Source organism: Zhongshania aliphaticivorans (assembly GCF_902705875.1).
GTDB classification, from domain to species: domain Bacteria; phylum Pseudomonadota; class Gammaproteobacteria; order Pseudomonadales; family Spongiibacteraceae; genus Spongiibacter; species Spongiibacter aliphaticivorans_A.
The window spans coordinates 1,403,629-1,423,826 of record NZ_CACSIK010000001.1 but is presented as its reverse complement, the minus strand read 5'-3'; the positions used below and the strand labels follow the sequence as shown (position 1 = coordinate 1,423,826).

The following is a 20,198-nucleotide window of genomic DNA, read 5'->3' as shown; positions in this document are numbered from 1 at the left end:
AACGTCCTAGAAAGTAATTTACGTTTTTTGCCACGCGACACTATCGCGTAAATAAACAGGTTGAGCTTGCTCTGCCGCAATGTAATTACCGCGTTCATAATCACGTACAGCAAGTTTTAATATCGATTGTGCTCGAGGGTGAACATCAATAACTATGTTGTTTAGCGTTGATTCAATGTCAAATCTTGGCTCATAAACCCAACCGTTACCCAAGCCAAACACCCGGCCAGTGCTCTCAGTAATACAAATAGTTTCGGGCGATCGTAAACTGTCTGGTTCCACCTCCTCACAAAATCCATCGCGGTAACAATATCGCCCCCAATATACCTCATCCATCCTTGCGTCTATCGCCGGCAATAATATATCGCCATTACGCAGTGATATTTGCTCTCCCCAGCCTTGCGCTAATGCCTGTAATGTTGACACAGCAACCACAGGTAGATCAGCCGCAAAAGCAAGTCCCTGAACAACCCCAGCACAGACTCTCAGGCCCGTAAATGAACCTGGCCCCGCTGAAAACCCGATAGCATCCACACTACTAAGGCTTATTCCCGCCTCGGTTAAAATTTGATCAACCATGGGCAATAAATAGCGTGTATGGGCACGGGGTAAAAGGCGAAAGTCTTCACGAATATGACCTTGATGAAATAAAGCTACAGAACATGCTTCGGTTGAAGCTTCAATCGCGAGTAAACTTGTCATTAATTCAGCCGTAGAGCAGTTTCAGAATGTATTTATTAACCCGGCAGAATCATAGCATAATGCGCTACTTTGAGTTCAGAGGACTTGTCTCCTGAAAGACAATTGACTCAATGTAGACGCCAGTAACCCGGAGTTTTCATGGCAAGAAATAATATCCAAGCAGAGGATGTGACCGCAGTTATCTTAGCGGGGGGTGAAGGACGCCGCATGCAGGGGCGTGATAAAGGATTAATAACGTGGAATCAACGACCGCTCATAGAATACGCACTGGAAACCATCCCAAGCGACATTGCTCACACGCTAATTAGCTGTAACCGAAATATCGCTAATTATCAAGATTACGGCGAAACTGTACAGGATAGCGGCGAGCTGTTTCAGGGACCCTTGGCTGGGATTCATGCCGCCATGCAGCGCACAACCACGCCTTATATCATGGTTATCCCCTGTGACACGCCACTTGCACCGAAGAACATCTTGTTACATTTAATTACTACACTAAATGCCAGCAATGCCGATATTTGTTATGTGGATGACGGTGAGCGCAAACAATATTTGTTTGCCCTAATACGAACAAATTTACTTTTCTCTTTAAACGAATACTTATCATCAGGTAATCGACAAGTACATCGCTGGTATAAGCAAAACAACTATGTAGAGGCGAACCTACATGGCCAGCAACTCGCATTCAAAAATGTCAATAGTAACGCCGAACTATGAATTACAGCTAAGAAATAAAAAAGGAGGCTTTCGCCTCCTTTTTAACAAAGCTCAAGCGCTGCTTAAGACTCTGACTTTGGTGCCTCAGCAGGAGAAGCCGCCACTTCAGGTGTAGCAGCTACTTTCTTAGCAGGCGCTTTTTTAGCAACTGCCTTTTTAGCGACAGTCTTTTTTGCTACCGCTTTTTTAGCTGCGGCTTTTTTAGCAGGGGCTTTTTTAGCAACCGCCTTTTTAGCTACAACCTTTTTAGCAACTGCCTTTTCAGCCACAACTTTTTTAGCTGCGGCTTTTTTCGCGGGCGCTTTTTTTACTGCCGTTTTCTTAGCTACCACTTTTTTAGCAACTGCCTTTTTAGCAACTGCTTTTTTAGTGGCAGGTGCCGCTGCACTAACTTTCGCAGCCGCTGCTAGTTTCGGGTCACTAATTTTTGCACCAAGTTGTTTTACTGCCTGCTTATGCTTAGCAAGCAACTTTTTCTCAATCGCAGCCAACTTAAGTTTATTAGCGGCTAAACGCTTTTTCTTAAAACGCTGTTCAAATAATTTAACAGCTTTCTCTACATCTGCCTCTGCCTTACTAGCTAGAGCAGCAGAACGCTCCTCTATCTTTTGTTTTACAGCTGTTTCAGATGCCTTAATTCTGGCCAAAGCTTTTGCATTGGCGACAGCAGCTTTGGTATCAGCTACCTTGGCGCGACTTACTTTAAGCTTAGCGTTCAATTTTTCTGCAGCAGCAGCGGCACGTTTTACCGCATTTTTATCAGCGGCACGTGCAGTTTTTTTGGCTTTTGCACGAGCTGCATCCACTTTTGCTTTTGCAGCTGCAAGCGCTTTACGCTCGTTCGCCACCATGGCCTCAACTTTTTGCAAACCCGCTTCCGCTTTAGTCACAATTGGGTTTGTTAAAATCACATTTTTGGCACGAGGCTTACGTTTTGTAGGCGCTTTTTTTACACTGGTCTTGCTAGCTGGCATCAGTTATTCTCCTTGACGATTACGATGCTGGTATTAATGGGTGTAAAAATAGCACATAAAATAACCAACGCAAAAAAAAGTCTTTTAATTAACGACTTTTTCTTAATATTTATCGAAAATTTACGTTTTTTTCTTCTAAAAATGGCTTACAAAGTGAAAACAACAGATTTTGATGTTCTTCACTGTCGTTTAAACAAGGAATGTAACGGAAGGCATTACCACCATTTTCTATAAAAAATTCGTTGGCCTCACCGTCTATTTCTTCAAGCGTTTCTAAACACTCAACAGCAAATGCGGGGCAAATAACATCTAATGTTTTAGTGCCGTTAGTAGCAAGATTGATGACTGATTTATCCGTGTAAGGTTGTAACCATTCCGCTTTACCCAGACGTGACTGATACGTCAGCATCCATTGCTTTTCATTCAAACCTAAATCTAAAGCCAAAGCTTCTGCCGTTTTTTGACAATGAAGTTGATATGGATCGCCCAAATCAACATTCCGTTTTGGTATTCCGTGAAAAGACATTAACAGTAATTCAGCACGCCCATTGTCTGACCAGTGCTGCCTCACGGTTTTTGACAACGCAGCAATATAACTGGGGTGATCATAGTAACTTTTTAACCAAGCCCACTCAGGTATATCTCGACATTGGGAGAAATAATGACAAATTTGATCATGCGCTGCCGCCGTTGTCGTGGCCGAATATTGTGGGTATAGCGGTATAAAAAACAGACGTTCACACCCGCTTTCCAAAAGCTCATTAATAGCAGATGAAATACTGACATCGCCGTAAGTCATTGCCAAACGCGTATGAATTTTTGCATCAGGGTAAGAATCACTAAACTTAAGTGAGACTCCGTCAACTAGGCGTTGTGAAAAATAGCGCAAAGGTGAAGTGTCGTTCATCCAAATCTGTTTATAATTTCGCGCTACTCGAGGTGATCGAAACGGTAAAATGATCAAATAAAGTATCAACATCCAAATAACGCGCGGAACCTCCACGACTCGGCGATCAGACAAAAACTCACGTAAAAATTTTCTCACCGCCCCAGAATTTGGTGCTTGCGGTGTGCCTAAATTTATAAAAATGATGCCAGTTGTTTTCATTTCAACTCTACTAACGTATTTATCAATATACGGATTATGAGTGATATTCGATTAATTAAAACAAAAAAGGCACCCGAAGGTGCCTTTTAAATACAAATGAGCAACTACGAATCGAGCGCTTCGAACACTCGACGAGTAATCTCTGACACACTACCAACACCCTCAATACGGGAGTACTTTGGTGCATGCTCACCTTCTAAGCTGCCATAAAATGACACAAGAGGTTTAGTTTGCTCATGGTAAACATTCAAACGATTGCGGACGGTCTCTTCTTTGTCGTCCTCGCGCTGAATCAATTTTTCACCTGTCAGGTCATCAACACCCTCATTTTTGGGTGGATTATATACAATATGGTAGGTGCGGCCAGAACCTTCATGGGTGCGACGCCCACTCATACGAGTAACAATGTCTTCGTCTTCGACAGCAATCTCGACGACGTTATCAATAATTACCCCGGCATTGATCAGCGCTTCGGCCTGAGGAATGGTCCGAGGAAAACCGTCAAATAAAAAGCCGTTTTTGCAGTCATCCTCAGTAATACGCTCTTTAACTAAGCCTATTATCGTTTCATCTGAAACCAGACCACCAGAAGCCATTACTTCCTTAACTTGCAAACCAAGCGGCGAGCCTGCTTTAACAGCTGCCCGCAACATATCACCCGTAGAGATTTGCGGAATAGCAAATTTTTCAGAGATAAACTGAGCCTGAGTGCCCTTACCTGCCCCAGGTGGCCCTAATAATATAACGCGCATAGCGGGAAACTCCCCAAATAGGTTACGAAATCATAGCCTGCAGCGTAGGGGCCGCTGCAGCAAAAGCGCATAACGATACACAGCAATGACCTGCCATACAAGACTTACACCGTATGAGTACGCCAAGGTATGGTCGTTAAACGAGAAAAATCAACGCCATTTATTACTCTAATAACCGCAATTACTCGCTAAAACGGCAATATTTAGACAAAAATACATCAATGACTGATAAGACACAAATTTACAGACCGCGGCATCAAGGCGGTTATTAATTGGCTGGCTAAAAGATCGATTATCACCAATTCACTACTAGCATTCTGATCAAAAACACTAGCAAACATTGCTTATTGCTATGTATCATTTATTAGTGAGTGAATATTCTCTATAACCAGCCAAGAGAACAGGAAGCGAACAATGAAAGTGCGAGAATTACTATCTTTTTGGGAAGAAACCGCCAGCGACACTCAGACAAGTGAGAGTTACAATGTGCACCTTTCAATTAAAGATGCTGCTCGTCTGCAAGCATTAACTGAACTCTATCCTCGCCGAACCCTTGAAGAGCTTATTACGGACCTACTTAGCGCAGCGCTTGAAGAAATGGAAAGCGTGATGCCCTACCAACAAGGGTCGAAGGTTTTGTCTATTGATGACCAAGGGGACCCGATTTACGAAGATATAGGCCCTACACCGCGCTATCTATTACTTATAGAGAAACACTTGAGTCGCTATTCCGAGAATAAGGAATAATAGCACCTTACAATTCTCGGCCTAGTTGTAATTAAGTTATAGCCCTGTCGCCTTGGCCTCATTCCAAAACAACGCCATTTGACGAGTTGCGTCTTCACTTTTCTCCGACACATTCATGTCAGTACACCGCTGCTCCACGAATTTAAACCGTCGTTCGAACTTGGCACAAGCATGGCGAGCTGTAGTCTCTGCATCTAAGCCCAAATGTCGACTAAGATTCACCGCAGAAAACAACACATCTCCCATTTCATCAGCAATAGAGGTGCGCTCACCCGTGTGAATAGCCTCCTCCAGCTCAAGAAGCTCCTCTCGCAGTGCGCAGACAACCTCCTTTAGCTCAGTCCAGTCGAAGCCCATACCTGCCGCTCTTTTCTGCAACTTGGTCGCTCTTGTCAGTGCAGGCAATGCTAGCGGAATATCATCCAATACACTGTATTGTGACTTCTGCGCCCGTTCTTTTTTCTTAATATCTTCCCAGCGTGCCTTAATGTCAGCTTCATCGGGTGCCGTCACATCTCGACGCGATTCCAAAGTGCCATCGGGAAAAACATGAGGATGTCGTCGTACTAATTTTTCGACAATATCATTAACGACGTCTGAAAAACGGAAGGTATCTTGCTCAGAAGCCAGCTGGCTATAAAAAATCACTTGAAATAATACATCACCCAACTCTTGCCTAACTTGGGCAGGGTCATCTTGCTCTATGGCATCTACAAGCTCGTAGACCTCTTCAAGCGTATAGGGAATAACACTTTTTGGCGTCTGCTTTAAATCCCATGGGCACCCTGTTTCGGGGTCTCTCAACCGGCTCATCAGATATTGCAAATCAGTGATGCTATATCCCAACTTAGCTCTCCCGAATTCGCTTCACACTAACCACATTAGGCAGACCATTTAGCCTACTTAATACATCAGAGAGTGTTGCAAGGTCACGTATTTCTAGCCTAATACTCATGGTAGCCATATGATTTGCTGTGTCTGTAACCGTATTTAACGACACCACATTCACTTTCTCTGTGGCAAGTTGAAGAGTAATATCTCGAAGTAAGCCTTGGCGGTCATAGGCTTGTAGCTCAATATCAACTGGGTAAGTATCAACTTGGGCATCGGCCCAATCTACCGCGATAATACGTTGCGGCTCCACGCTTTGCAGCTGTAATAATTTATTACAATCTTGGCGATGCACACTTACACCACGACCAACAGTGATGTAGCCAGAAATAGCTTCACCAGGTAGCGGCTTACAGCAGCGCGCAAAGTAAGTCATTAAGTTGCCAACGCCACTGATGCGGACTTGGCTACCATCATTGCTTTTAACACTAGCCGGACGTAAGCGCAGTATTGACTGTCCGTTATCATCATCGCGACCAGCAATATTATTTGCCGCCCTAACCAGCTGAAACATGCTAATTTCGCCGGCACCCACTGAGGCGTACATGTCGTCAACACTCGCGCAATGCATCTGATCGGCAAGATATTTATAGTCAATGCTGTTTAATGCCAGCCGCTTAAATTCTTTATCTAACAATGCACGGCCAGCGGTAATATTATCTTCTTTAGCCTGCAGCCTAAACCAATGCTGGACTTTTGTACGTGCGCGTGATGTTTTTAAATAACCAAGGTTACTCTGCAACCAATCTCGCCGAGGTTCACTTTCTTTTCCGGTAAGAATTTCGACGCGCTCACCCGTTTTAAGCGTGTAAGTAAGCGGTACGATTCGCCCATTTACCTTTGCACCACGACAACAATTTCCGACCTCTGTATGAATATGGTAAGCAAAATCCAGCGGCGTTGCACCATTCTGCAAGTTCACTACATGGCCATCAGGTGTAAACACATAAACGCGATCTTGTGCTCGGGTAAATTGCTCAGCTACATCACTGCTGCTTCCACTTTCTTCATGCCAATCAAGCACTTGGCGTAACCATGCAATTTTTTCATCGTAACTATTGTTATTGTTCTTGCCTCCGCGATCAGTTCCCTTATACATCCAGTGCGAGCAGACCCCAAACTCAGCTTCGTCATGCATTGCTCGGGTACGGATTTGAATCTCCAAGACTTTACCGTCAGGCCCGATCACAGCGGTATGCAAGGAGCGGTAACCATTCTCTTTTGGGTTGGCGATATAATCGTCAAATTCATTTGGAATATTTCGCCACAAGCCATGGACCAAGCCCAGTGCGGCGTAGCAAGATTTAGCATCGGGAACTAACACCCGTAATGCACGAATATCATAGACTTGAGAAAAGCCAATACCCTTTCTCTGCATTTTCCGCCAAATACTGTAAATATGCTTTGCTCGACCGGCAATATCAGCCTGGATATTGTCCGCTTTTAGCGCCTTATCAAGCACCTCTATTGCATCTTCAATATAGTGTTGCCGATCAAGACGTTTTTCATCTAATAATTTAGCTATTTTCTTATAGGCTAATGGCTGCAAATAGCGAAACGAGAGATCTTCAAGCTCCCACTTAATATGCCCGATTCCCAAGCGGTGCGCCAAGGGGGCATAGATATCGGCAACCTCTCGAGCTACTCGATAGCGTTTATCTGGTTTGTTCTTAACTGATCTAATGGCGGAAGTACGCTCCGCCAGCTTAATTAAGGCCACCCGCACATCATCGACGAGGGCAACTAGCATCTTACGAATGGTTTCACTCTGCGCTTCTGATTGCCCTAACACAGGCGCATCAAGCTCGGCATTCACCTTTGAAATCGCCGCCATGCCCAATACGCCATCAACAAGCTTGGCAACCGACTGCCCGAACTGCTGTTCAAGCTCCGCTAGCGTTAAACGATTTTCCCGCACCGCACGGAATAACGTCGCGGCGATAAGGCTATCCTGATCAAGATGTAGATCTGCCAAGATCTCAACCATCTCTAAAGCCGTGTAAAAACTACTGAGAGCGTCACTTTGATCAAAAATGTTCGGCACTTGTTTTGCCGCACAAAATTCAGCCAATTCAAATGCGCGCTGTAAATCTACCGTGTGGATTATTTGCCGGTCTACCGGTAACCGCGCAATCCATGCTGTAATATCGACATTGCCATTATCTAGCAGCGGAAAGTCTTCCCTTACCTTAACCATCTATACTTCCCACTGCGGTAAACACCTTAAAATCCATGCCTATTACCCGAATCACGTTGTGAGTGCAGAGTCGAACACGCCAGTTGATAAATAACGATCGCCGCGATCACAAATAATCGCAACTATCACCGCATTATCTAACTCTTCACTTATACGAAGCGCTCCAGCAACCGCGCCCCCCGACGATACTCCACAAAAAATACCTTCCTGAGCTGCCAGTGCACGCATAGTATTTTCCGCACTTCGCTGATCCATATCGATGACTCTATCAACATGTTCAGCATCATAAATACTAGGCAAATACGCTTCTGGCCAGCGCCGAATACCTGGAATACTTGAACAGCCATCAGGCTGTAAACCGACAATTTCAATATTTGAATTTTGCTCTTTCAAATATTTTGACACCCCCATTATGGTGCCCGTGGTCCCCATTGAGCTAACAAAGTGAGTAATACGCCCGCCGGTTTGCTGCCAAATTTCCGGCCCTGTTCCCTCGTAATGCGCACGAGGATTATCATTATTAGCAAACTGGTCAAGTACTTTACCCTTGCCATCTTTCTGCATTGCTAGCGCTAAATCTCTAGCACCTTCCATGCCTGATTGCTGAGAAACCTCAATTAATTCTGCCCCATAGGCCGCCATCGCTAATTTTCGTTCGGCGCTCATATGATCAGGCATAATCAAAATCATTTTATAGCCTTTAATAGCCGCCGCCATGGCCAGTGCTATTCCAGTGTTACCACTGGTGGCCTCAATCAAGGTATCCCCTGGGGTTATATCACCTCGTTGTTCCGCCCGCACAATCATACTCATAGCGGGACGATCTTTCACAGATCCAGCGGGGTTATTGCCCTCTAGCTTGACCAATATGGTGTTTGTCCCCTGCCCTAATCGCTGTAAGCGTACCAGTGGCGTGTTACCAATAAACTGATCAATGGTCGGAAAGTCATTCATAAATACAGCCTGAACCTTATCATTAACTATCACCGCTGCATTTTAACACTACTGGCAGCAAAAATAGTGGCAGAACTTTTCCTGTGTTCATACGCAACTACCTAGTAATCACATGGCAGCGGCCACGATTTTCGGTCATGATAATACCACCGCAACACAAAAAGGCTCCATCGACCAATGCGCGCGAGATTGGGAATACGAAAACTAATACTAGTTATGGGTCTATTACCTATACTGACCTTATCTTTGGCCCTTAGTACTTACCTTATATTCAGCCAGGTTAATGAACTGCGCAAACTCATGACGGAGCGTGCCAAAACCTCTAGCGAACAACTAGCCATACTCGCCGAGCACCTTCTAGCAGATGATCATCAAGATACTCTTGCTCACATTACAACCACGGCTTTAGAAGAATCTGCCGTCAAGGCCATTGCCATATATTCTGCTGACTTGCAGCTAATTAGCCAAGCAGGTCCAAAGTCTAAGGTTTCAGTGGTCACAATCCCTAGCAATGATCACAAGCCACAGTATCAATTTTTAGATGACGGTCTTCTTATTATCCAACCGGTGATGGCATCACCGCACAATATACAGACCAACACACACGTGATCGGCTGGGTTGTCATACAATACGATTGGCGACACCTTAAAACGCAGCAATACCAGACGCTGTTCATGGGGACGATATTTTTTGTTTTCGCTTTTTTTATGTGCGTTAGCCTCACAAGCTATATTAATCAATCACTTGCCACAGATCTCTCCACTCTTCGCTTGACCATCCGAAGGATGGCCACTGGCTCTAGAAACTTTCACGCTCATATTCCAGAAAACAATGAGTTTAATGAATTAGCTGAAGAGCTAAACCAACTAAATAATGCCCACAAAAAAGAGTTACAAGAACTTCAACGTAGTATTGAGCAAACGAATATCGATTTAAGGGAAACCCTTGAAACTGTTGAAGTACAAAATATTGAGCTCGACTTAGCAAGACGAGAGGCCGTCAACGCCAGCCGCATAAAATCTGAATTCCTGGCCAATACCAGCCATGAAATTCGAACCCCGCTCAGTGGCATAATCGGTTTTAGTAAAATCCTATTAAAATCCGAACTAGAAATTAGACAGCGTGACGCCGTTGAAACCATTCACAATTCGGCAAATAACCTTTTAACCATCATCAACGACATTCTGGACTTTTCTAAACTAGAGGCAGGCAAACTCGTTTTAGATAACTCTCCCGTCAATCTCCGTGAGACGGTAGAAGACACATTACAACTCCTCGCGCCCAGTGCCTCAGAAAACAATCTTGAATTTGGCTTGGTGATCGAACATGACACCCCAGATGCAGTTATTACAGATGGGCTTCGCTTAAAACAAATTCTGACCAATTTAATCAGTAACGCCATTAAATTTACTGCGGCAGGTCATATAAAAGTTTCTATTTTAAGCAAGATCATCAACGAGCAAGAAGTAAAAATCACCTTTCAAATCAGCGACACGGGAATAGGCCTCTCTAGAGAGCAACAGCAAGTCATATTTAAAGATTTTAGCCAAGCAGACGCTTCTATCACGCGCCAATATGGCGGAACAGGTCTTGGGCTTGTCATTGTTAAGGGTATTATTGAGCAAATGGGCGGCGATATTGGTATCGATAGCAGTCCAGGGCAAGGCGCTACCTTTTGGTTCACGCTAACACTCACGATTAGCAATAGCGCCATCAGCCTCAGAGATTTCAGTGCGCTGAAAGGAAAGTCGCTTGCACTTTACGATCGAAGCGAGCTTAGTACGCAAACACTAAGCTCGCTGTTTTCAAACTGGGGCTTAGACGTACACCACACCACTAATATTAGCGAATTACCAACCGCGGACTATTACGTTATCTGCAGTGATGGAGCAACAGAACTCAGCAATTTACTTACCGACATCCACCATCCAGCAATCATTATCACGCCCTATACAGAGCAACATAGCAGTGACAATGAGCATATCTACCTAAGCAAACCAGTGGCGCACGTTAAATTATTTGACGCTCTCCACAAAGGCTTGCAACACCATTCACTTACTAGCCCTGAAACGGCCAAATTTCCAAACACAGCAATTTTAGTGGTTGACGATAATCCATCAAATTTGCACATTTTGGGCAATTTTCTTACGGATATGTCGATAAGCACTTTTTTTGCACAGAATGGAGCGGAAGCCTTACAGCAGTGCCGTGAAAAGCACTTTGACCTTATTTTTATGGACATACAAATGCCACACATGGATGGCATAGAAACCAGTAAGCAAATACGTAGCGATGGCCTAAATATCAACACACCAATCATTGCCTTATCGGCGTACTTGTCCCCCGATAACCCATCGCAATTGCGAAACGCGGGTATCAATGACTATTTCAGCAAGCCAATTTCGGAACCACAGCTAGCCACCTTACTCAGTCACCATTTGAATCTAGAGCAAAGGGATGAGTATGACGAAAGACCTGTCGATATCGCCGAATGTTTGCGCCTAACCAAACATAGACCAAAGCTTGCTTCAGAGATGCTAAGTATGCTGTTAAATACACTGCCGAAAAACCGCAAAGATATCATTTTGGCGTTCCAAACAGCCAACCTCACCGAAGTCGCTACCCTAAATCACACACTAAAAGGCGCTTGCTGCTATACAGGCACACCCGCTTTAAAAAGGCGGGTATTGGAGCTAGAGCAAAGCTTAAATAAAAAACTAGATAGCGAGACGGAGATTGACGCGCTCATCAATGCCATTGACGCCCTATTGGCATGGCGAGATGAACACGATTTAGATATTGTCTTTGAAACTTAAGCGCCTAGGCGTGAGCTCAGAGCGTAACTACTATTCAGCAGCTCCACTAGGTTTGTTTGATATTGCCCCTGTAGCGAATAAGGCTCTACTCTGCAAAGGTTTATCACCCAGCAGGACACCCAAAACCTGACGGCTTAATTTTTTTGCGACCACTAAAACTTCGCCATCAAATTTTTCCTCAGCCAAGCGTAAAATAGCCTCACCTGATAACACCAAGCCAGGCGCATTTTCAAGAACAGGAAAAAAACCTTCACCAATGTCAAATCGATAATAAGCATCTGGCTTTACTGGTTCATGACTATTCGCACACGTGGCGATATTAACAGCGTAACCTAAAGACGCTAATAAATTAAATTCAAATCGCCGTAGAACTGGCTCTAGCGGTGCATTGAGGGCAAGCTGATCTAAACAGTGGGTATAATGCAAAAACACATCAGGATGGGGATCATGGCGATATAACAAACGCTCTAATAACTCATTAATATAAAATCCACAAAAGAGCGCCCGACCAGTCAAGGAATAACTCTGTTGATGCTGCACACTCAATAGCGACTTGAGTTCCCCACGCCCCTGCCAACTTACAGCAACCAAATTAAATATTTGCAATGCTGCTCGCCACTGCTGCCGCGAACGCCCAGCCCCCCTTAAGCCCTTAACTACACAGGTAAACCGGCCATGATCTAAGCTGAAAAAATCGACTAATGCGCTAGTGTCGCGATAAGGTCTAAGGTGCAGGACAAAACAAGGCGCGCCATCAACCCTATTCATAACTACTTAAAATCGTTATAACCGAGACTACGCAGTGCACGCTCGTCATCAGCCCAACCGGACTTAACTTTCACCCATAGGCGCAGCATCACTTTATTATCAAAGGCAATTTCCATATCTTTGCGCGCTTCGGTGCCAATTTGTCGCAGACGGCTGCCGCCTTCGCCAATAATGATTTTTTTCTGACCATCGCGTTCAACCAGAATCAAAGCACTAATTTCTAATAAGCGGGAAGATGCTTTAAATTCTTCAATTTCCACCGTCATCGAATATGGAATTTCTTCGCCTAATTGGCGCATAATTTTCTCACGCACCAACTCCGAAGCCAAAAACCGCTCACTGCGATCAGTAATTTGATCTTCCGGATACATGTGTTCATTTTCAGGTAAGAAATGCGAGATAACCGTCTCTAGTTCTTCACGGTTATGGCCACGTAAAGCCGACACAGGAACAACATCGTCAAAGCCATGCCGAGCCTGAAGTGATTCAATCAAAGGTAAGATTTTACCTTTGTCTTCTAAACGATCCACTTTATTGATAACTAGCACAATTGGGCATTGGGCATTTTTAAGATTACGCAGTACAAGCTCATCATCATCTGTCCATCTGTCTCTATCGACAACAAACAAAACTAAATCTACATCTTTAATCGCTGAACTTGCGGCTCGATTCATGTATCGATTTAAGGCTTTCTCTTCTTTTAAATGCAGCCCAGGTGTATCAACATAAATAACCTGGCTTTCACCCTCCGTCTTGATACCCAATACTTGGTGTCTTGTTGTTTGCGGTTTACGGGAGGTAATACTTAATTTTTGCCCAAGAATATGGTTCAGCAGCGTTGATTTTCCCACATTTGGACGCCCCACTATGGCGACAAAACCACACCGCTGTTTACCCACAACTAAAGACTCATCGTTATTCATTCACTATCCTTTAAAGCAAGCAATACTTTTTCTGCGGCAGCTTGCTCGGCCTTCCGGCGGCTGCTACCTCTAGCCGATACCGCTGATTTCAATAATGGTACCGCGCAACTGACAACAAATGTTTGCTGGTGATCGGCACCTTCTGTGTTTATCAATTGGTAATCTGGTAATGGCAACTTACGTGCCTGTAAAAACTCTTGAAGACGGGTTTTGGCGTCTTTGTGACTAGAATCAGGGTTTAAAGTAACCAGCCTAGAATCAAACCACGCCAGCACTCTTTCACGACACACATCGAACCCAGATTCAATATAAATTCCACCGATGAGAGCCTCAACGGCATCTGCAAGCGTCGAGTTTCGACGATGGCCGCCAGTATTTTTTTCACCCGCGCCAAGCCGCAAGAAGGCGCCTAAATCAAACTCTGTTGCAAGCTCTGCCAATGTTTTCCCGCTGACCAATAAAGCTCGAACACGGCTCAATTCTCCTTCTCGCATATCAGGAAAACGCTTATACAGCGCCTCGGCAATAATCATATTGAGTAGAGAGTCACCCAAAAACTCAATCCGCTCATTATTAACGGCACTAAAACTACGATGAGTAATCGCCATTGCCAGCAGAGATTCATCCTTGAATTCATAGCCAATTTTCAGGCCAAGCTCGCTAGGAGTTTTCAAACTCAACTCCTAGGAATCACAAACATTGCTTCATCAAAATGAACCACTGCATCAACATTAAACATCACTGGGGTTCGCTTCTCATATCTAGCGTCAATTAAAATTCCTTCTTTTTCGCTACTAATTTTAATGTCACGCAAAGCAATAGATTCAACTCGATTTGTCACAAATCGATTAGATAAATCACGTCGAATAGCTGCCGGCGTTACCTCCGAGCCACGCTCTTCCTCAATCACATCATTGATGATCCGAGTCAATGTCCAGTAATCAACATAAATGGGCGCTAACTTTACTGCCAAGGTCGCGAATACAATGACAACAGTTAGTACTAATAAAGTGGCAATCATGCCCATACCAGCTTGTTTAGTTTTCATTCTTTCACCCTATCACTAACGTATACGGCCGACACGATTAAAACTTGGCAAATCACTGAATGAATGCCAATGCATCCATATGGCAAAGGCTTGACCAACAATATTCTCTTCTGGTACTTGGCCCCAGACACGGCTGTCACTGCTATTATCCCTATTATCACCCATCATAAAATAGTGTCCGGGTTTAACGGTAGTGACAAAATCACCGCGATAAATACGTTTATCGTGATTCACTAAATGATCGACATTACCCAGCTGCTCACTAAGCACCTGTGTTACTGGCTTTAGTGGTGGCACTTCAGCCATCAATGTTTGCTGAATGACATCACCATTAATATACAATTGCTTATTCACATAACGAATTTCATCACCAGGTAAACCAACAACGCGTTTAATAAAATAACGGGGGTCATTCGGTGGGAAAAACACCATGACGTCACCACGTTTAGGCTCCCCCACTTCTAGAATCTTTGTCCCAATAACAGGTAACCTCAAACCGTAATTATATTTATTAACTAAAATATAATCGCCAACCTCTAAGCTCGGCACCATTGATGCAGAGGGTATTTGAAAGGGCTCAATAACAAACGAGCGCAAAACGAGGACGACCAATAAAACTGGGAAAAAAGACCGTGCATTTTCTGCAATCGGTAGCATTCCACCAAATTCTGACTTCAGCGCATCCTGATCCTGCTTCACAAAATAGGTAATATATGCCGCTACATTGCCAGAAGCGACAAATGCTTGCCGAGCTTTTTCAAATACAAACCGATCTAAACCAGCAATAATCCCGGCCACAATAGTAAGCACGACCAATGCCAAAGCAAAATCACCGTCTTTTAACAAAACGACACTGGCAATCCAAACAAACCATGCAAACACTACCAAACGGTAGGTCCACTCTAGCCAGTTTGGTAATACTTGCTGACGAAGCGATTGGGCATCACTGGCCGTTCGTTTTTCAGCGCACCACTGCAATGCCTGTTGCATTTGTCTGCGCCCCTTAACCTCCTGAACCAGCCAAACAACAAGTGATACGGCTGCAACCACCATAAGAATCAAGTTCACCATGCGGCAATTTTTCCCTTAACTATCAATTTTTAGAACGGCCAGAAACGCGGTCTGTGGAATTTCAACATTCCCCACTTGTTTCATCCGTTTTTTACCTGCTTTTTGTTTTTCTAATAACTTACGCTTACGTGAAACGTCACCACCATAACACTTTGCCGTCACATTTTTCCGCAATGCCTTAACCGTTTGTCGCGCAATAACATGACCGCCAATAGCGGCCTGAATGGCAACATCAAACATTTGCCGAGGTATAAGCTCCTGCATTTTATCAACTAATTGCCGCCCCCGACTCTGCGCTACATCTCTATGCACAATTAACGCCAAGGCATCTACTCTATCACCGTTAATCAATACATCCAGCTTGACTAAGTTAGCAGCTTCAAAGCGATCAAAAGCATAATCCAAGGACGCAAAACCACGACTCACAGATTTAAGTCGATCAAAAAAGTCTAACACTACCTCGCTCATTGGGATTTCCCAGTTTAAGGAAACCTGTTGACCGAGGAATTGCATATCCTTTTGCACACCACGCTTTTCGGCACAAAGGCTGATAACATTACCCAGATGCTCTTGAGGCACCAGAATATTGACCTTTGCAATTGGTTCTCTCGTCTCTTCTAACTCGCCGGGATCAGGCATTGACGAAGGATTGTCAACCATGACAACTTGACCGTTCTTTTTAAGCACCTCATAAATAACCGTCGGCGCCGTTGTAATTAGGTCAAGGTTGTACTCTCGCTCTAAACGCTCCTGAATAATTTCCATATGCAAGGTGCCAAGAAACCCGCAACGGAAGCCAAATCCAAGCGCATCTGAGCTCTCGGGCTCATAAAACAACGAGGCATCGTTTAATGTCAATTTACTTAAAGCGTCACGAAAATCTTCATAATCTTCAGTAGAGACCGTGAATAAACCTGCGTAGACCTGTGGTTTTACCTTTTTAAAGCCAGGCATTGACTCCACAGTCGGTGTGGACGAGTGAGTAAACGTATCACCCACTGGCGCACCATGAATATCTTTAATACCCGCAATAACAAAACCAACTTCACCGGCCTTCAAGATTCCAGTGGACGTCTGTTTAGGGGTAAAGATACCGACTACGTCAACAACATGTGCTTTGCCAAGTGATTTGGTAATGATTTTTTCGCCGCGTTTCAGAGTGCCGTTCTTAACCCTTACCAAGGATACAACGCCCTGATAATTATCAAACCAAGAATCTATAATCAAAGCCTGCAACGGGGCATCTGGATCACCCACTGGTGGAGGAATCATAGCAACGAGATGCTCTAGCGCATCCACAATACCCATACCTGATTTAGCTGAAACAGCTACGGCATCACTAGCATCAACACCAATAATTTCTTCAATCTCATGCTTAACTTTATCTGGATCTGCTTGAGGTAAATCCATTTTATTTAGGATAGGTAAAACTTCCAGACCTTGCTCTATAGCGGTGTAACAGTTTGCCACCGACTGTGCTTCAACTCCTTGTGCGGCGTCCACCACCAACAATGCACCCTCACACGCCGCTAGGGAGCGTGAAACCTCATAAGAAAAATCGACGTGGCCGGGGGTGTCAATAAAGTTCAGTTGGTATGTTTTACCGTCGAGCGCGGTGTAATTAAGCGTAACCGATTGCGCTTTTATAGTGATACCGCGTTCACGCTCAATATCCATGGAATCCAATACTTGGGCTGACATCTCACGTTCAGTCAGACCGCCGCAGGTCTGAATAAACCGATCTGCTAAAGTAGATTTACCGTGGTCGATATGGGCAATTATTGAGAAATTGCGAATTAAATCGAGACTAGACACGCTCGGCTGATACCTCAGAGAAATAAAAAGGATGAAATTCAAGAGGCGCGATTGTATCGCAAAGCCACAGCTTTAGGCTATGAATAGACTCATTCTGAATGAGGGGAAGCATTAACTAAGGAGCAATCAATCACACTTGGACGGTCTTTTGCTATCACTGTGGCCTGAAAAGCAGGGTTATTACGAATGTATGACGCATGTAATCGCACCAAGGCGGCGCCGGCCATAAAACCCAGTAAAGCCCCAATTGCAGCAACGCCATCACCGGAGCCGTAATTTGACGCAAGCCCCATCCCTGCAATCATGCTCAAAAGCGGTAGTAAATACACAACCAATGCACCGGAAATTAAAGCCCGCTCAGGAATACTGATGCCCACCTCTTCATCCAATTCAAACATGCTGGATGGTTGCGAGCCCAATAATACCCGTAATTGATTACGGCGGCCATCAGTTGCTTTGTTCATCAAACCTTGACCGCACCCCTTTTGCGCGGCACAACTACCGCAAGTACTACGACGCACAGTTTCCACCCACAAAGCATCTTCCTCGATGCCGACTACTCGCCCCGACTCCGTTATCATCATTGATGCCAGCTTAAAGATTTAGCGACCTGCATAGCCGTCAAAATTGGCACCTCACCTACCACAGTGACAAAGACTGACTTATCAGGAAAAGCGACAGTATAACTGACCGAAGCACCTCTACGCATACCGCCCTCGACAGCCGGAACCACATCTGCCCGAGCACTTAAAAACGGCTCAATAAACACTGACATAACCGCAAAACCATCGGTATAGCTTAAGGTTTCACTATCAGCAGCGGCATCATTTATGGGGGTAAACCCTGCAGGAATCCAGTTTGGCTGCCAACGTCGCACGTTCTTCAATGAATCCTTATTCGAAGGAGAAGGACGATACTTAACTTCTACAGCGTCTTTAAGTAGCAATTCATTAGCAGGAATGTTGAGGTCGAGCATGACATACTGAAATCGCTCAAGTACGTTCCCTTGTTGATTAACAATATCTGAGCGCAACAACAAGCCGGTCTCACTATCGAGCGACAAGCGATAACCTAAACGATAAACATCTCGGGGAGTGACCGATAAATTAACCGTATCACGACCAGCGATACGGCCTTCACTGACTATGTCAATGTCGTAATAGCGATATAAACCTTGATCATCATTATGGCTTAAATGACGGATCAACTGGGGACCCAAATGGATACAACCTACTTTGTGGCCCCGACGAACCAAATCGAGTTGCTCACCATCCAGCGATTCTAAAGCCTCAAACTCCTTACCATCATTAACAGTATGAGTAATGCGATAGCTGCTAAGCTTATCTCCCCATTGATAGGTAACTATGGCGCGGTAATTTAATTCTCGATGACTATGCGTCATCTTCTCTAATAATTCACCGCCAGATTCAAGACCGAAGACTGGAATGCTAACCAAGACAGTAGCCAGCACCATCAAAGCTAGCCGAGCGATCACGCTATTTAGACTCCTGCGATACAACTCGCGCGTAAGACACCATTCCCTGGCCATTATTAAACGCTGCACGGTCTGTATGTTTGCGCAAATAAGCCTCAAAACGCTTGCGAGCTTCAGCATCGTTATTAAGCAAAGGTCCAGCTGGCGAAGCTTGTGCCTGAGCGCTCACCGCAACACCGCCAACGGCTGCAGAAACCTGAGCAGGATAAACACGGCCACTCACTGCATTGTTATCCGCCACCATAGTTGACGAGCCGCCAAACATATTACTACCCAGCGACCCAACAACCACGACAGCCGCAACGCTTGCAGCAATCGCCAACCCAGATACCGCCTGTTTCCAGCCAGTACCTGAACGGCTTGGGCTGTCTTCGTCTGCTATTTCAGCCATAACTCTTGACGAGATATCCCACGCCATAAAGTCATTACTTTCATTTTTTAATAATTGCTGCGAACGGTGTAAATTCGCCCACTCGGTACGAACTGTCTGCTCATCAGCATTAAGTATGCGTCTAAGCTCTAGCTCACTGGACTCACCGTCCATCAATGCAGACAGGGACTCCCTGACGGTATCGTTCATAGTTCCACCTCTTCGCCACTAATCTGGGCTTTAACTCGCAGATCAACTGCCTCGCGGGCGCGAAAAATACGCGACCGTACCGTACCGACCGGACAATCCATTACCGATGCAATATCTTCATAACTCAAGCCGTCAAACTCACGCAAACTAAGTGCAGAGCGCAAATCCTCGGGCAAAGCCTTTATAGCGTCTTGAACCACTTTTTTCAGCTCATTGCCGTATAGTTGATTTTCAGGGGTTTCAATATCCTTCAAACCCGATGGTCCTTCAAAATATTCCGCATCAGCCACATCAACATCAACACCCGGCGGACGACGATTCCGCGCCACCAAGTAATTTTTTGCTGTATTAATCGCTATACGGTACAACCATGTATAAAAAGCACTATCGCCTCGAAACTTAGGAAGAGCACGATAAGCCTTAACAAAAGCCTCTTGGGCCACATCCTGAATTTCATCATTATCTTTCACGTAACGTGAAATCAAACCAAAAATTTTATGCTGGTATTTAATTACCAACATATCAAATGCACGTTTATCGCCCTTTTGGACTCGCTCAACTAGCTGCTGATCCGTCTGCTTAGGGTCGGCCATATTGCCTCACTGCAGGCCTTTCGGCAGCTTGTGGTGAGTAGACCAC

Annotated in this window: 20 protein-coding genes; 3 read left to right on the top strand and 17 right to left on the bottom strand. The window is 44.7% G+C overall.

Translation table 11 applies throughout. The features are described 5' to 3' along the window. Positions 1-18: 18 nt before the first annotated feature. On the bottom strand, positions 19-702 hold the full coding sequence (gene tsaB, locus AELLOGFF_RS06470) for a tRNA (adenosine(37)-N6)-threonylcarbamoyltransferase complex dimerization subunit type 1 TsaB (protein WP_159267905.1): 684 nt from the start codon (positions 700-702) through the stop codon (positions 19-21). A gap of 138 nt (positions 703-840) precedes the next feature. Between tsaB and mobA the strand changes: the two genes are divergently transcribed. After that, positions 841-1,419, top strand: coding sequence for a molybdenum cofactor guanylyltransferase MobA (mobA, locus tag AELLOGFF_RS06465; protein WP_159267904.1), 579 nt, complete (start codon positions 841-843; stop codon positions 1,417-1,419). A 62-nt stretch (positions 1,420-1,481) separates the two neighbouring features. On the opposite strand, the gene AELLOGFF_RS06460 is transcribed toward mobA, so the two are convergent. The 3 genes from AELLOGFF_RS06460 to adk all read right to left on the bottom strand — a co-directional run bounded on the left by AELLOGFF_RS06460 (position 1,482) and on the right by adk (position 4,253). Continuing rightward, positions 1,482-2,393 (bottom strand): histone H1-like repetitive region-containing protein, encoded by a 912-nt coding sequence (locus AELLOGFF_RS06460; protein WP_200842616.1) that lies wholly within the window; start codon positions 2,391-2,393, stop codon positions 1,482-1,484. Positions 2,394-2,502: 109 nt separating this feature from the next. After that, the gene (gene hemH, locus AELLOGFF_RS06455; RefSeq protein ID WP_159267903.1) at positions 2,503-3,501 is read right to left on the bottom strand and encodes a ferrochelatase; all 999 of its coding nucleotides are present in this window, start codon (positions 3,499-3,501) and stop codon (positions 2,503-2,505) included. A gap of 104 nt (positions 3,502-3,605) precedes the next feature. After that, a complete protein-coding gene (gene adk / locus AELLOGFF_RS06450; protein ID WP_159267902.1) occupies positions 3,606-4,253 on the bottom strand; it encodes an adenylate kinase in 648 nt (215 codons plus the stop codon). A gap of 414 nt (positions 4,254-4,667) precedes the next feature. Here adk and AELLOGFF_RS06445 point away from each other — a divergent pair, with 414 nt between their 5' ends. Beyond that, positions 4,668-5,000, top strand: a complete 333-nt coding sequence (locus AELLOGFF_RS06445) for a type 1 pili tip component (protein WP_159267901.1) — start codon at positions 4,668-4,670, stop codon at positions 4,998-5,000. 36 nt (positions 5,001-5,036) lie between these two features. On the opposite strand, the gene mazG is transcribed toward AELLOGFF_RS06445, so the two are convergent. The 3 genes from mazG to cysM are packed head-to-tail and all read right to left on the bottom strand — an operon-like array spanning position 5,037 to position 9,042. After that, positions 5,037-5,825: a nucleoside triphosphate pyrophosphohydrolase gene (gene mazG / locus AELLOGFF_RS06440; RefSeq protein WP_268818561.1), complete on the bottom strand. Its 789-nt coding sequence runs from the start codon at positions 5,823-5,825 to the stop codon at positions 5,037-5,039. A gap of 22 nt (positions 5,826-5,847) precedes the next feature. Continuing rightward, positions 5,848-8,088 carry a GTP diphosphokinase gene (gene relA, locus AELLOGFF_RS06435; RefSeq protein ID WP_159267899.1) on the bottom strand — a complete coding sequence of 747 codons (2,241 nt, stop codon included), beginning with the start codon at positions 8,086-8,088 and terminating at the stop codon, positions 5,848-5,850. Between the two features lie 51 nt (positions 8,089-8,139). Next, positions 8,140-9,042 carry a cysteine synthase CysM gene (gene cysM / locus AELLOGFF_RS06430; protein WP_159267898.1) on the bottom strand — a complete coding sequence of 301 codons (903 nt, stop codon included), beginning with the start codon at positions 9,040-9,042 and terminating at the stop codon, positions 8,140-8,142. 177 nt (positions 9,043-9,219) lie between these two features. On the opposite strand from cysM, the gene AELLOGFF_RS06425 reads away from it, so the two are divergent. Further along, positions 9,220-11,859: an ATP-binding protein gene (locus tag AELLOGFF_RS06425; RefSeq protein ID WP_327785475.1), complete on the top strand. Its 2,640-nt coding sequence runs from the start codon at positions 9,220-9,222 to the stop codon at positions 11,857-11,859. A gap of 30 nt (positions 11,860-11,889) precedes the next feature. Here AELLOGFF_RS06425 and recO read toward each other — a convergent pair whose 3' ends face one another. The 10 genes from recO to rpoE all read right to left on the bottom strand — a co-directional run bounded on the left by recO (position 11,890) and on the right by rpoE (position 20,152). After that, positions 11,890-12,627, bottom strand: a complete 738-nt coding sequence (gene recO, locus AELLOGFF_RS06420; RefSeq protein WP_159267896.1) for a DNA repair protein RecO — start codon at positions 12,625-12,627, stop codon at positions 11,890-11,892. A gap of 2 nt (positions 12,628-12,629) precedes the next feature. Then, positions 12,630-13,550, bottom strand: coding sequence for a GTPase Era (gene era, locus AELLOGFF_RS06415; RefSeq protein ID WP_159267895.1), 921 nt, complete (start codon positions 13,548-13,550; stop codon positions 12,630-12,632). After that, positions 13,547-14,224, bottom strand: coding sequence for a ribonuclease III (rnc, locus tag AELLOGFF_RS06410; protein ID WP_200842615.1), 678 nt, complete (start codon positions 14,222-14,224; stop codon positions 13,547-13,549). The genes era and rnc overlap by 4 nt, the downstream gene beginning before the upstream one ends. Before the next feature lie 2 nt (positions 14,225-14,226). Next, the gene (locus tag AELLOGFF_RS06405) at positions 14,227-14,598 is read right to left on the bottom strand and encodes a DUF4845 domain-containing protein (RefSeq protein ID WP_159267893.1); all 372 of its coding nucleotides are present in this window, start codon (positions 14,596-14,598) and stop codon (positions 14,227-14,229) included. Between the two features lie 15 nt (positions 14,599-14,613). Then, complete coding sequence (gene lepB, locus AELLOGFF_RS06400; protein ID WP_159267892.1) at positions 14,614-15,669, bottom strand: signal peptidase I; 1,056 nt, start codon at positions 15,667-15,669, stop codon at positions 14,614-14,616. 15 nt (positions 15,670-15,684) lie between these two features. Beyond that, on the bottom strand, positions 15,685-17,484 hold the full coding sequence (gene lepA, locus AELLOGFF_RS06395; RefSeq protein WP_159267891.1) for a translation elongation factor 4: 1,800 nt from the start codon (positions 17,482-17,484) through the stop codon (positions 15,685-15,687). Positions 17,485-17,573: 89 nt separating this feature from the next. Next, the gene (locus AELLOGFF_RS06390; RefSeq protein ID WP_159267890.1) at positions 17,574-18,068 is read right to left on the bottom strand and encodes a SoxR reducing system RseC family protein; all 495 of its coding nucleotides are present in this window, start codon (positions 18,066-18,068) and stop codon (positions 17,574-17,576) included. Beyond that, on the bottom strand, positions 18,065-18,979 hold the full coding sequence (locus AELLOGFF_RS06385) for a MucB/RseB C-terminal domain-containing protein (protein WP_159267889.1): 915 nt from the start codon (positions 18,977-18,979) through the stop codon (positions 18,065-18,067). The genes AELLOGFF_RS06390 and AELLOGFF_RS06385 overlap by 4 nt, the downstream gene beginning before the upstream one ends. A gap of 1 nt (position 18,980) precedes the next feature. After that, on the bottom strand, positions 18,981-19,559 hold the full coding sequence (locus AELLOGFF_RS06380) for a sigma-E factor negative regulatory protein (protein ID WP_159267888.1): 579 nt from the start codon (positions 19,557-19,559) through the stop codon (positions 18,981-18,983). Then, positions 19,556-20,152 (bottom strand): RNA polymerase sigma factor RpoE, encoded by a 597-nt coding sequence (rpoE, locus tag AELLOGFF_RS06375; RefSeq protein ID WP_159267887.1) that lies wholly within the window; start codon positions 20,150-20,152, stop codon positions 19,556-19,558. The genes AELLOGFF_RS06380 and rpoE overlap by 4 nt, the downstream gene beginning before the upstream one ends. Between the last annotated feature and the right edge of the window lie 46 nt (positions 20,153-20,198).

Excerpts from the sequence above, each read along its gene's own strand:
- hemH (WP_159267903.1), bottom strand. The coding sequence starts at position 3,501 with ATGAAAACAACTGGCATCATTTTTATAAATTTAGGCACACCGCAAGCA.
- AELLOGFF_RS06425 (WP_327785475.1), top strand. The coding sequence starts at position 9,220 with ATGCGCGCGAGATTGGGAATACGAAAACTAATACTAGTTATGGGTCTA.
- AELLOGFF_RS06445 (WP_159267901.1), top strand. The coding sequence starts at position 4,668 with ATGAAAGTGCGAGAATTACTATCTTTTTGGGAAGAAACCGCCAGCGAC.
- lepB (WP_159267892.1), bottom strand. The coding sequence starts at position 15,669 with ATGGTGAACTTGATTCTTATGGTGGTTGCAGCCGTATCACTTGTTGTT.
- AELLOGFF_RS06460 (WP_200842616.1), bottom strand. The coding sequence starts at position 2,393 with ATGCCAGCTAGCAAGACCAGTGTAAAAAAAGCGCCTACAAAACGTAAG.
- recO (WP_159267896.1), bottom strand. The coding sequence starts at position 12,627 with ATGAATAGGGTTGATGGCGCGCCTTGTTTTGTCCTGCACCTTAGACCT.
- relA (WP_159267899.1), bottom strand. The coding sequence starts at position 8,088 with ATGGTTAAGGTAAGGGAAGACTTTCCGCTGCTAGATAATGGCAATGTC.
- era (WP_159267895.1), bottom strand. The coding sequence starts at position 13,550 with ATGAATAACGATGAGTCTTTAGTTGTGGGTAAACAGCGGTGTGGTTTT.
- AELLOGFF_RS06405 (WP_159267893.1), bottom strand. The coding sequence starts at position 14,598 with ATGAAAACTAAACAAGCTGGTATGGGCATGATTGCCACTTTATTAGTA.
- rpoE (WP_159267887.1), bottom strand. The coding sequence starts at position 20,152 with ATGGCCGACCCTAAGCAGACGGATCAGCAGCTAGTTGAGCGAGTCCAA.
- AELLOGFF_RS06380 (WP_159267888.1), bottom strand. The coding sequence starts at position 19,559 with ATGAACGATACCGTCAGGGAGTCCCTGTCTGCATTGATGGACGGTGAG.
- AELLOGFF_RS06390 (WP_159267890.1), bottom strand. The coding sequence starts at position 18,068 with ATGATGATAACGGAGTCGGGGCGAGTAGTCGGCATCGAGGAAGATGCT.
- mobA (WP_159267904.1), top strand. The coding sequence starts at position 841 with ATGGCAAGAAATAATATCCAAGCAGAGGATGTGACCGCAGTTATCTTA.
- cysM (WP_159267898.1), bottom strand. The coding sequence starts at position 9,042 with ATGAATGACTTTCCGACCATTGATCAGTTTATTGGTAACACGCCACTG.
- tsaB (WP_159267905.1), bottom strand. The coding sequence starts at position 702 with ATGACAAGTTTACTCGCGATTGAAGCTTCAACCGAAGCATGTTCTGTA.
- adk (WP_159267902.1), bottom strand. The coding sequence starts at position 4,253 with ATGCGCGTTATATTATTAGGGCCACCTGGGGCAGGTAAGGGCACTCAG.